The 11,292-nt window shown below is 48.5% G+C and carries 9 protein-coding genes and 2 tRNA genes; 7 read left to right on the top strand and 4 right to left on the bottom strand.

Annotated elements, in window-relative coordinates; genetic code table 11:
• Positions 1 to 60: 60 nt before the first annotated feature.
• The 4 genes from QZQ08_RS06080 to QZQ08_RS06065 all read left to right on the top strand — a co-directional run bounded on the left by QZQ08_RS06080 (position 61) and on the right by QZQ08_RS06065 (position 2,891).
• Positions 61 to 134, top strand: a tRNA-Gly gene (locus QZQ08_RS06080).
• A gap of 9 nt (positions 135 to 143) precedes the next feature.
• Positions 144 to 220 (top strand) — tRNA-Arg (locus QZQ08_RS06075).
• Positions 221 to 441: 221 nt separating this feature from the next.
• Positions 442 to 774 carry a hypothetical protein gene (locus QZQ08_RS06070; RefSeq protein WP_296329423.1) on the top strand — a complete coding sequence of 111 codons (333 nt, stop codon included), beginning with the start codon at positions 442 to 444 and terminating at the stop codon, positions 772 to 774.
• Between the two features lie 128 nt (positions 775 to 902).
• Positions 903 to 2,891 carry a TonB-dependent siderophore receptor gene (locus tag QZQ08_RS06065; protein ID WP_296329419.1) on the top strand — a complete coding sequence of 663 codons (1,989 nt, stop codon included), beginning with the start codon at positions 903 to 905 and terminating at the stop codon, positions 2,889 to 2,891.
• A 603-nt stretch (positions 2,892 to 3,494) separates the two neighbouring features.
• On the opposite strand, the gene QZQ08_RS06060 is transcribed toward QZQ08_RS06065, so the two are convergent.
• Both QZQ08_RS06060 and QZQ08_RS06055 read right to left on the bottom strand, forming a co-directional pair.
• The gene (locus QZQ08_RS06060; RefSeq protein ID WP_296329417.1) at positions 3,495 to 4,526 is read right to left on the bottom strand and encodes a hypothetical protein; all 1,032 of its coding nucleotides are present in this window, start codon (positions 4,524 to 4,526) and stop codon (positions 3,495 to 3,497) included.
• 45 nt (positions 4,527 to 4,571) lie between these two features.
• Positions 4,572 to 4,706 (bottom strand): hypothetical protein, encoded by a 135-nt coding sequence (locus QZQ08_RS06055; RefSeq protein WP_296329414.1) that lies wholly within the window; start codon positions 4,704 to 4,706, stop codon positions 4,572 to 4,574.
• A gap of 557 nt (positions 4,707 to 5,263) precedes the next feature.
• Here QZQ08_RS06055 and QZQ08_RS06050 point away from each other — a divergent pair.
• The 3 genes from QZQ08_RS06050 to QZQ08_RS06040 are packed head-to-tail and all read left to right on the top strand — an operon-like array spanning position 5,264 to position 8,795.
• Positions 5,264 to 6,274 carry a TAXI family TRAP transporter solute-binding subunit gene (locus tag QZQ08_RS06050; protein ID WP_296329413.1) on the top strand — a complete coding sequence of 337 codons (1,011 nt, stop codon included), beginning with the start codon at positions 5,264 to 5,266 and terminating at the stop codon, positions 6,272 to 6,274.
• Between the two features lie 6 nt (positions 6,275 to 6,280).
• Positions 6,281 to 6,826, top strand: a complete 546-nt coding sequence (locus tag QZQ08_RS06045; RefSeq protein ID WP_296329409.1) for a DUF1850 domain-containing protein — start codon at positions 6,281 to 6,283, stop codon at positions 6,824 to 6,826.
• Between the two features lie 37 nt (positions 6,827 to 6,863).
• Positions 6,864 to 8,795: a TRAP transporter permease gene (locus QZQ08_RS06040; RefSeq protein WP_366140867.1), complete on the top strand. Its 1,932-nt coding sequence runs from the start codon at positions 6,864 to 6,866 to the stop codon at positions 8,793 to 8,795.
• Between the two features lie 469 nt (positions 8,796 to 9,264).
• Here QZQ08_RS06040 and QZQ08_RS06035 read toward each other — a convergent pair whose 3' ends face one another.
• Both QZQ08_RS06035 and QZQ08_RS06030 read right to left on the bottom strand, forming a co-directional pair.
• Positions 9,265 to 9,822 carry a cupin domain-containing protein gene (locus QZQ08_RS06035; RefSeq protein ID WP_296329426.1) on the bottom strand — a complete coding sequence of 186 codons (558 nt, stop codon included), beginning with the start codon at positions 9,820 to 9,822 and terminating at the stop codon, positions 9,265 to 9,267.
• Between the two features lie 130 nt (positions 9,823 to 9,952).
• On the bottom strand, positions 9,953 to 11,284 hold the full coding sequence (locus tag QZQ08_RS06030) for a GntP family permease (RefSeq protein ID WP_296329402.1): 1,332 nt from the start codon (positions 11,282 to 11,284) through the stop codon (positions 9,953 to 9,955).
• Positions 11,285 to 11,292 lie beyond the last annotated feature (8 nt).

The raw sequence follows: 11,292 nt of genomic DNA, 5'->3' as shown, positions 1-11,292 counted from the left end.
AGCAGCTGACTTGTAATCAGCAGGTTGGGGGTTCGATTCCTCTCGCCAGCTCCATGAAATGCGGGTGTAGCTCAATGGTAGAGCCCTAGCCTTCCAAGCTAGTTACGTGGGTTCGATTCCCATCACCCGCTCCATTTTATTTTGGCCCCGTAGCTCAGCTGGATAGAGCAACGGCCTTCTAAGCCGTGTGTCGAGTGTTCGAATCACTCCGGGGTCACCATATCGAATTTTTAGCCTTCCTTTCGGGGAAGGCTTTTTTGGTGCCCAGAAGAGCCCCTTTTTAGGGGCAGCGATTTCATGTTCTTTTTCCGCCTTTTATAATGGAGTCAAATCATTTCGAAAGAAGATTCTGTTCTTGGGATTCTAGGATTCAATCAAGGCCGTTGCCGGATAAGGGGCAGCCCAGCAATAGGCGCAGATGCGGCCCAGGAATGGTAGGGGATGGAACGCTGCGCCATCGACTGCAGCGGCGCCAATCTCTATGCCCATGATCATGCTGTTGCCATCGATAAGACGGGGGACCTTTGGAATGTGGGGAACAACAATTTCAAGGTCATTCCGTTTACGGCCATCGTCGCCATCCACGCCAAGCTTGAATCGACAATCATCAAGGGTTACATTGAATTTGAAACGGCAAACCGCCTGCTTAGCATTGGCAGCGACAAGACTGAACGGACAAGAGAAAACGGTGTGACCCTAAGCGGAACGAATGAACGAGATGCCGAGGCAAAGGAAGCCCTGCAATATATTTTTGACGAAATCTGCAATCGTTGAATGGATTCCATCATAGCCATGACTGGTTAAGGTCGTGGCTATTTTTTGATATTTTTGTTGCAAAGAAGGTGAGCATTTCGTATGATAGGAACGTGATGAATACCAAGTGAAATAGGGGAGATTAAAATATGGGTAAAAATTCCAGGCACCAGACAGTGGGAAAGGGAGCGAAGGCGCTTTTTGCCTTTATGGCACTGACCTCATTTTGGGGGATGGGAAGCGCTGCGGCTGCAGCAGGAGAGCCTATTCAGGAAATTGTCATTACGGCGACGAGAACCAAAAACGACCGCAAGCTCATTCCTCAGACCGTTGATGTACTGACCCAGAAAGACTTTGCCAAATGGGGCGCCCAGACCGTGGAAGACGCCTTGAAACGGGTATCGAATCTTGACCTGACGCCGATTTCCATGCAGGGTCAGTCGTCGCAGGTGACGCACCAGGTCTCGCTGCGCGGCATGGGGAACAAGGGAACACTGATCCTCATCGATGGCCGCCGCATTGCCGGAGAAGACGCCCCGGAAACGATGAATGGCTACGAACTGCGGCGCATCAACCTCCATGATGTGGACCGTATCGAAGTGCTTCGTGGGGCAGCCTCCGCCCTTTATGGCAGTGATGCTGTAGGCGGCGTGATCCAGATTTTTATGAAAAAGCCGGAAGCAGCGTCATCCTATGCAGGCGTCACGACGGGGTCTGGCGAAACTTCCCTGTATGGCGGCTTGACGACGGATCGGCTGGGGAAACTGAGCCTTGGTATGAGCTGGGACCTCACCAAGGTCCGAAAGGATGAAAGTGATGGCTGGACCAACATGTTTGGGCCCCGGCGCCATTTGTCCCTTGAAGGAACCTATGCCATGACCGATGACGATAGGCTCCGTTTCGGGGCGTCTTTTATGCGCGAAGCCCTGCGGCAAAACGTCCAAAGCCGCGGTACCGCTTGGTATGACAATAACCGTCAGGACTATCACATGGCCTATGAAGGGACACACGAAAAAAATGAATACGATTTCAAGGTATACCATAACAGATTAGGAAAACACTCCCATTCGGGTGCAGGAGCTGAGTACAATTTTGACCGGGCCGAGTATGCGACGAGTGCCGCCGAAGGACGCGTCACGTACCGCGCCGATGAAAGCCATACCTTCACTTATGGGGCAGAATACCGTCACCTAGAGGCAGGCGGCACGCGTTATGGCGGAAGCCGTAAGGATCGTTTCCAGAGCGAGGGAAGCCTTACCAAAGGCTATAGCGAACAGGGCACGGACCAGTATGCTTTTTATGGCGCCGATGAATGGAAAATCGGGCAGCGGTTGCTTTTTGTGCCAAGTATCCGCTGGGACCACCATGAAGATTTTGGCAGTGAGTGGTCACCGCGGGCTGGATTGACCTACCTTGTGGATGACCATAACCGCTTCAAGGTCAATTACGGTTTTGCTTACCGGGCGCCGTCCCTTTTTGAGCGCTATGGCGATATGGAGGAAACACCGATACCGAATATGACGGTCATTGTCCACGGCAACGAGGACCTGCGCCCTGAAAAGACACGCACTTTTGACGCCGGTTACGAAGGAGAGTGGGGCAAAGCAAAGGGCCGCGTGACCTATTTTTATAATCGGGCGAAGGACCTTATTGTCAGCAAGGTCATAGGCAGGATCCCAGGCCGTGGGCATATGATGCTCATCAATTCCTATGCAAATGTTGACCGCGCTGCCATCCAGGGCATCGAAAGTGACTTCCATTATGACTTTGATGACCATTACGGTATCCGGGCCGCCTATACCTATATGGACGGGCGTGACGACAAAACCCATGAACCGCTTTCTGGGATGGCCCGCGCCACGGGGCGAGTTGAAGTTTCCTACACGGATGGGGCAAAAGAACCCTTTACCGTGAGCCTTGCCGCTAAATGGAACGACCGCTTCCGCATCGAAAATGCCAGGACTGGAATGGCCAGCCTTTATAGCTACAGCACGACCGATTTGTCGCTTACCAAACAACTGGGCCGCATGACGGTCTTTGCCGGCATCGATAACCTTTTTGATAAAACCTTCGATACGGACAGCAGCTTTGCCATTCCCGGACGGGTTTGGAAGGTGGGGGCGGAGTGGAAGTTTTAGTTTGGTCCGGCGCAAAGATTGTGCCGAGTCAAGGTGTTGTGAAAAAAACATAACGCCGGCCCTATACCTAAAGAAAAGAGAGAAAAGCCCCAACCCGGACAAAGATACGCGTTCGGGTTGGGGCTTCAATCTGATTTCTTCTTTCATTCGGAATCAGATGATTCAATAGGTGTTGAAATATTTTCTGCAGAACGGACTGAGCGGAGCGATGTGAAGGCAAACGACCGTAAGGCAGGGATAGTACTGGAATGAAACATGTATTTTCTTGCCTTTATATTGCCTTATAACTGCCTTCGTCGGACAAGAAACGCATCCCTGACAACACAATTGGCGCCGGCCTCACAGTTTTTAGCCTGTCGCCATCGGCGGCCTTAGCCAAGCGGAGCGCCTTAGTCAAGGAAGGCCCTTTTTCCTATGCCTTCCGCCTCAGCCAGCTGCCGAAGGCAATCGCATCAAAGCAGGCTTTTTTGCTCGACAACCAGCGCCGCAGGCTCGTCACAGCCATTCGGGCCAAAGCCTGAATAGACAGCTTGACAGCCTCTCTTTTCCCACAGCCTACGAGCCACCACTGCAATTTGCAATGGTGGCTCGTTCTGCATTTTCTTATAATCTCATTTCCCGAAGGCCATCGAAAAGAACGACGGCGTTGTCTTTCTTTAAGTTTTTCATGACATTTTCGTCTTGGCTTTCAACAAACTTTCCGTTCTTTAAGTCAAGGCGCACAATTTTACTGGGGGCACCGCCGCCGCTTCTCCGGACGATGAGGCTTATTGGATCAGTCGTAACAATAAGGGGCGATCTCATGAGTGTGAAGGTCTGTTTCACCTCAAAGGTACCGTTCCGGAAGGTCCCCCACAGGGCCGAATCACCGCCCGTGCCGCTTGTATAAGGACCGGAAACGATGGCAAGGACGTCAAGGGTCCCGTCTCCATCCAGGTCAAGGATTTCATAGGCGTATCTTGTATTTTTTCGTTCCTCTTCGCTGATGCCGTAGGTTTTCATGATGGCCCGTTCAAGGGGCGGAAACTTTTTCATGCCGCTTGTTGTGCGGCGAATGTCCTCTGGAATCCACTCACCGCCCCATAAAGGCGGCGTAATCATAGGGCTTCCCTTTTCATAGGGGGTGACTTCAAGGGCTGACAGCCCATACATCTGGTAGAGGCGAATCCGGGCATTTTCATGGGTCCATTCCGTATAGGTGGCTCCTGCCTCAGACGGAACCGATTGGACCTTTGTCGGAGTTCCATAGTACCAAGTGAGGATGGGCTCGTAGACGGCTGCACGTGGATCTTCCAGCTGGACTGTGATGCTTTGGACGCAGCCATTCCCGTCATAAAGCGTCCCTGCTTCTCTTGTTTCACCAAAGAGGTGGACAGGGTAAGTCCGACCAATCTTAAGTGCTCCATCGGCGGTGTAATTGGGCGTGCCGCCACCAAAAAAATCTGCGGCTTCTTTGTCATTTTTCCCTAACAGCGCAAGAAAGTGGGTGAGGGTCCAGCGGGTCCCCGTATGTCTTAGCGGAGTATAGAGGGCTGCATCATTTTTTTCAAGTGACGAAGGGGAGGCCTGAGCAGCTCCCATAAGCCCCATGGAAAGACAGGTGAGTAGGATATAGGCCGCGATTTTCTTTTTCATAAGATCCTCCTTGTGGAAAAATGGAAGGGAGATTCCTGCAGGAACCTATTTTTTGCGGTGTTTGATGCGTATAAACACATAGATAAGGCAGAAGACCCATACCGTATGGGTCCGCGCGTCAGAAGGAAAAAGAAAGGACGCTCCCAAAATGGCGAGCATGAGATAATCAGATAGATACATAGGCACTCCTTTTGAGGATGGTAAGGCTTGGCTTGATAGGTCCATTATAGCATGGGAAAACGTTTTATAAAAAAACTAAAATCAGATTTTTTAACTATTTTTCCTAATCATTTTGAGGATAATCGTACAATGCTAAACAGTCATCGGGATGGTGATAAAGAACAATTAAGGGAAAGAATAATAGATTTATACCCTTTCAAGAATGAACGACTTCGTGAAGAAATATGACGCATTCCTAAAAGTAGACCTCTGACTTGTAAATAATAATATATAGTAGAGATGAATAATTTGGGATTGTGTTGATGAAATAAAACTTAGTGTACTGATTTTATAATATATAGAATTGAAGAAATGTAAAATAATTGGGAGTTCACAATATTGACGTAAAATTATGTTCATGATATTCTTTATTCATGAAATATGTTTCTCAATTCCATGTGTGCTTGTGTCATTTTATCAATGAGGATGCGTGGGTCCCTATTGAATCCTGTAAATGATTGCCATATGGGATGATTGGGAAACAATAGCAGAAAAGAGTTGTAAAAGGAGGCGTTTTTATGAAAGTCAAAAAAGTCGTTACCGCAATTTTAGCCATGCTTGTTGCCGGTTCGGTCATTGCCGGCTGCGGCGGTGGCGGTGGGGACAAGAAATCCGCTGATGGTAAGCTTGATCGAAGCAAACAGTTTGTGACCGTGCTGACAGGGCCTACAAGCGGTATTTATTTCCCTATTGGCGGCGCGTTCTCTAAGGTTGTAGGGGAAATGGGCTACAAGACTTCTTCGACGGCAACAGGTGCAACGGTTGAAAACATCAATGGCATCCTTACCGGTAAAGGCGAACTTGCTATTGCTATGTCAGACTCGGTTATTCAATGCCAAGAAGCATTCGGCGCTTTTGAAGGCAAGAAAAAGGAACCGGATCTGCGCGTCATGATGGGTCTGTGGCCTAACGTTGTCCAGATTGTTACGACTGAAGACACGGGTATCAAAACTTTTGCCGATATCAAAGGCAAGAGAGTCGGTGTAGGTGCTCCTAACTCTGGCGTTGAACTCAATGCCCGTATGATTTTTGAAGCTAATGGCATGAGTTATGATGATGCTAAGGTTGACTACCTGTCCTATGGCGAAGCCATTGACCAGATTAAGAACGGTCAGTGCGACGTTGCTTTCGTAACGAGCGGACTTGGCAACGCAACCATCAAAGAACTGGGTACGATGAAAAAAATCCGCTTTATCCCTATTGACGGGAAAGCCATTGAGAACTTGACTAAGAAGTACCCGTTCTATATGCCATACAGCATTCCTAAGACTTCCTATGACACCGAAGTCGATACGCCGACGGCTGCTGTTATGAATGTCATGCTTGTTGATAAAAAGTTGTCCGATGATGTCGTTTATGACATCCTGACGGGAATCTATTCTGAAAAAGGGCTTGCTACTATTGGGGCTTCCCACGCAACGGCAAAACGTGAAATTAAACTGGATACGGGTCTCCGCGGCATCAAGGGAACTCAGCTGATTCTCCATCCGGGTGCTGAAAAATTCTGGAAGGAAAAAGGAAAGCTCTAATCTAGGATGAAAGGCAAACAAAAAATTGCCTTGTGTTTGGTCTTTCTGCCCCTTGCCATCGGACTTTTGGCCTGGTGGCATTGGGCAAGCCAAACTGTCATGAGAATCAAAAATTATGATACCCAGCACATCTATGTTGAGTTCCCTGCCAAAGTTGGGGATCGTTTATTTTTTGGTTGGATTCATTCACTCGAACATATTCACTGGCATGAGTACTTCCACATCGCTCCGGATCATTCATTGATTCTTGATACCATCTCATTTCCTGCTTTTGGGGCAGGAATCCCAGAAAATAGAGGGAAGAAAACATGGGTGGATGAGAAGGGCAACATCTTTATGGATGAAATTGACCAGCCATTTCCACGGATTGACTGGATCAACTCACATTATGCGACACGGGAGATCAAGCTCAATGATGAGCTTATCACCAGTGGCAGGCTCCTGCCGGAACATACTCGATTGATTCTTGTAATTGAAGAGAGGGGATTCTTTGATGGAAGATTTGAAGAAAGTATCCACAACCAACCCTACCTCGGCAAGTTCTTTCAGTGATACACCGCTTAATAAGGATGGTGTCATTACCGGTGATATGTCCGAAGAAATGATGGCTAAAACAACTGCCATCATTGAAAAGGTAGATAAGGAATCGGCGACCCGTAAATTTACTGGCGTCATGCAATCGTTCTTTTATGTTTTTTGTATCCTTGTTTCACTTTATCATCTGTATACGGCCATCTTCGGGCCTCCTGTGACTTTAGTGCATCGGAGTCTTCATGTGGCCATGATGACGAGCTTATGTTTTTTGATGTATCCGATGCGCAAGAAATCCAGCAGGACGAAACCGTCTATTCTCGACTGGATTTTGGCACTTGCTGCATTTGCGGTTCCAATCTATATCTATACCGATTATCTCGGTGTCGTGGAACGGGCTGGCCGAGCAAGTCAGACTGATATGATCATGGCGACGCTTCTTGTTGCCTTGGTCCTTGAAGCGACCCGCAGATGCAGTGGGAAGGCATTGCCCCTTTTGAGTATTGGCTTCATCCTATACGGAATCTATGGCCGTGAGTTCCCTGGCATGTTTATGCATCGGGGGTATGATTGGCTGAGTCTTTCGAATCACTTCTTTGCCAATACGGAAGGTATCTATGGCACGTCAGTCAACGTTTCGGCAAGCTATATCTTCCTTTTCATTCTTTTTGGCTGTGTGATGACAAAGTCCGGCATGGGTAAATTCTTCAATGATATTTCCCTTGCGCTCGCTGGTCATACAAAAGGTGGCCCGGCCAAGGTTTCTGTTGTTGCTGCTGGTCTTTTGGGTTCCATCAATGGCAGTGCCGTTGCAAATGTCGTAACGACGGGATCCTTTACCATTCCGCTTATGAAAAAGACCGGTTACAGCGCTGAGTTTTCTGGTGCTGTATCAGCCGCGGCATCCGTCGGCGGCCAGCTCCTTCCGCCAATCATGGGCGCTGCAGCCTTTATCATGGCAGAAATTTTGGGCGTCAAGTATTCGGAAATCATTGTATGGGCAGCCATTCCGGCTCTTCTTTACTACATGGGTATTTTAATTCAGGTTCAGCTTCGTGCTTCTAAAGACGGGCTTGTAGGTGTCCCTAAATCGCAGTTGCCTAAAGCCATGGAAGTACTGAAGGCACAGGGACATTTGATCATTCCCATTCTGTTTCTTTTGTATATGCTCTTTTTCTCAGGTTCTACTGTTGTTTATGCCGCCGTTTTGACGATCGGTGTTACGATTGTCGTTGCAGCTGTAAAAAAAGCAACTCGTATGAATCTCAAACAAATCGTTGATGCTTTAGCTGAAGGTGCCAAACAGACCGTCAGTGTGGCAATGGCATGTGCTTGTGTCGGTATTGTCGTTGGCGTATCTTCCAAGACCGGTTTTGGACTGACCATGGCAAATACCATCATCAGCCTGGGCCAGACGTCCATCCTTTTTACCCTCGTCTTTACCATGGTGACGTGCATGATTCTCGGTATGGGACTTCCTTCCATTCCGTCCTACATCATCACGTCCTCCATTGCAGCACCGGCACTGTTTAAGCTCGGGATTCCGAATGCGTCGGCTCATATGTTCAGCTTCTACTTTGCCATGTTTGCAAACCTCACGCCTCCTGTTGCCTTGGCCGCCTTTGCGGCAGCCGGCGTCTCGGGCGGCAATCCCATGAAGACGGGCTGGACGAGTGTACGTCTTGCTATTGCAGGCTTTATCATTCCCTATATCTTTGTGCTGTCCCCGCAGCTTATGCTCATCAATACGACCCTTGCAGAAGGGCTTCTAACGACGGCTACGGCGGCGCTTGGTGTATTTCTTCTGGCAGTTGCCTGTGAAGGTTACGTCTATGCACCGGTTGCCCTTCCGCTTCGTGTGGTGGCCCTTGCCGGGGCATTGTGTCTCATGATTCCGGGTTTCCAGACCGATATCGTCGGTGCTGCGGTGCTTGTGGGTCTGATTATGATCCAGAAAAAGAAAAAAGCCAATTTAAAACCTGCTGCGTAATAAGATTTGCTGAAAAAAGCTGCGAAGAAATGAGAGCTTCATTTCTTCGCAGCTTTTGTATTTCATTGCCGCCTCGGCAAAAATGTAATGACAGCATATTTGTCGTGCAGCGCCGTAGATCTCTGCCTTAAAACTCGGCTCATAGAGTCAATCCGCTTTTGCCAAGGCAGGGGACCAAAATCGAGAAATTTCAAAAAGTGACGAACCCTTGAATTTTCCAGTTTTAGTGGTGGATGCGAATGCGCAGCGACGTTTCCTTATGAATGGTAGTGAGGACCATTCGCCCGAGTTTTGAACGATGCTTTTGGAGCGATAGTGGAAGTCTGGGAAACATGTGTTAGGGCAATTAAGTTCCGCTCTCTCCCGTAGTGAGGTTTAAGGCGGACGTTTCGGCACCTATTTTATAGACCCCGTACTTGCGCAAAATTCCCTCCTCAAGGAAATACTCCAAGAGGAGGGAATTAGTTTTTTAAAACGACGGCGGCGTAACGGCAAAGATAACCTTGACAGTCTTATCTGAACGATTGTGCCAAACATGGGCCGCGTTGGAAGGAATTCGAAAGCTGTCACCTGGTTCCATTTTGTAGTCCTTGCCTTCCATTTCCAAAGTGACGGCACCGCCCTCCTGCATATACGCAACTTCCTCACCGATGTGGGTCTTTTCTTCATGATAAGAGCTAAATCCTGGGGGGATGATCATCATGATAAATTCAATGTTCCCATTTGTGTCAGGTGTCAGCAATTCATATTGTACATCGGGAATTGATTTAAGCCCCAAAGTCTTGCGTGTATCAGGATGAACAACGGTGTGGACTTCAGAGGGCCCGTTCTTGAAAAACTTGTATAGAGGCTCTTCAAGCACCTGGGCGATGGAACGCAGGGTATTAAGGGAAGGGTTGGTTTGTTCATTTTCAATTTGGCTTAGCATGGAGGCCGTGATGCCTGCCATTGCTGCAACTTTTCGTACGGAATATTTTTTTTGCAGCCTAATTTGTTTGATGACTTTTCCAGTGTGAAGCGCTTCCATCATCATCTTCCTTCCTACTTGGGCAATCCAATCTTTAACGCATATGATAAGTCCTCTTAGTATATCATAATTCACCTTTGCAGTGAAAAGAAATGACCTTACCTAATTAAAGGTAAGGTCATTTCATCGATTAACCAACAAGAATCATTTTAAGCACGAAGACGCAAAATAGTGCCGTCAGGGATTGCAGGACACTGATGAGCGGAATGGTCTTATAGGCAATGGATGTATCCATCTCGCTCGTTGTCGTCGTGACCCAGAAGAAGTCGTCGTTTGCATGAAAGACCATCATACCGCCAGCGGCGCAGGCGAGCATGGCTACGACTCGGCCCATGGGGGACGCAAAACCCAGTACATCGATAAGGGGAGTAATCATCGTAGCCGCTGTCACCATGGCAATGGTCGCAGAACCAACGCAGGTGCGGAAAATGAATCCTATGATGAACGGCGCAAGGATTCCAAGGGTAAGGCCAGAGAAAGAATCGGTCAGGATTTGCTGCATCGGGGATGCTTTGAGCACGCCGGAAAAAGCTCCGCCAGCACCGACGATGAGAACAATTTGGCCCGCTGTTTTGAGGGCGTCGGCGATGATCCCGTCAAATCCCCAAGCCTTATCATCTTCCGGGTAGATTTGATGGTAGCCAATTCCTGCAATGATAAGACCGCAGAGAAGTGCAACGGGTGGTGTTCCGAGAATATCAATGAAACTCATCAAAATACCTTCCCATTTTGACATAGTACCAATGGTCTTGAGCAACATGAGGAAAATCGGCAGCAGAATAGGCGTAAAGGCCATACCGGCACTGGGAAGGGTTTTCCCTTCTTCTGCGTCCACAACATCTTGAGGAAGATAATTGTATTTCTTCCCGGCAACAAGAGCCGCTGCATATCCAATCAGTGTTACAGGGATGGAAACCAATGCTCCGAACAGGATTACTTGTCCCAAATCAGCGTTCAGGATGCCTGCAACGGCAAGGGGACCCGGTGTAGGTGGGACAAACATATGAGTGGCGTGAAGCCCCATGCAAAGGGCAATGGCCATGGTTGTCATGGAAATCTTTGTATCTTTGGAGAGTCTTTTGGCAATAGGACTTAGGAGAACAAAGGCGGAATCGCAGAATACAGGGATGGAAACGAAGTAGCCCGTAATGGCAAGTCCAAGCGCTGCATGTTTTTTACCCGTAATTTTGAGGATGGTCTTAGCCATCGTTTCAGCGGCACCCGATTTTTCAAGGAGCACTCCTGTAACGGTCCCGAGCGCGATGACAAGCCCAATATCCGCTACGGTTCCGCCAAGACCGCTGGCAAAGCCCTTCAGCATTTGTTCCATATTCATGCCGGAAATAATGGCAAAGACCGCACTTGTCGCAATGAGAGCAAAGAATGGATGGAGCTTCAGCTTGATGGTACAGAACACAAGAATCAAAACGGCTGCAATAAGACCGATGATGACGAGGTTCATGATGAGAT

This window comes from uncultured Acidaminococcus sp. (genome assembly GCA_900538365.1).
GTDB lineage: Bacteria > Bacillota > Negativicutes > Acidaminococcales > Acidaminococcaceae > Acidaminococcus.
The sequence above is the reverse complement of the archived record's forward strand: the minus strand, read 5'-3'. Positions and strand labels throughout refer to the sequence as shown.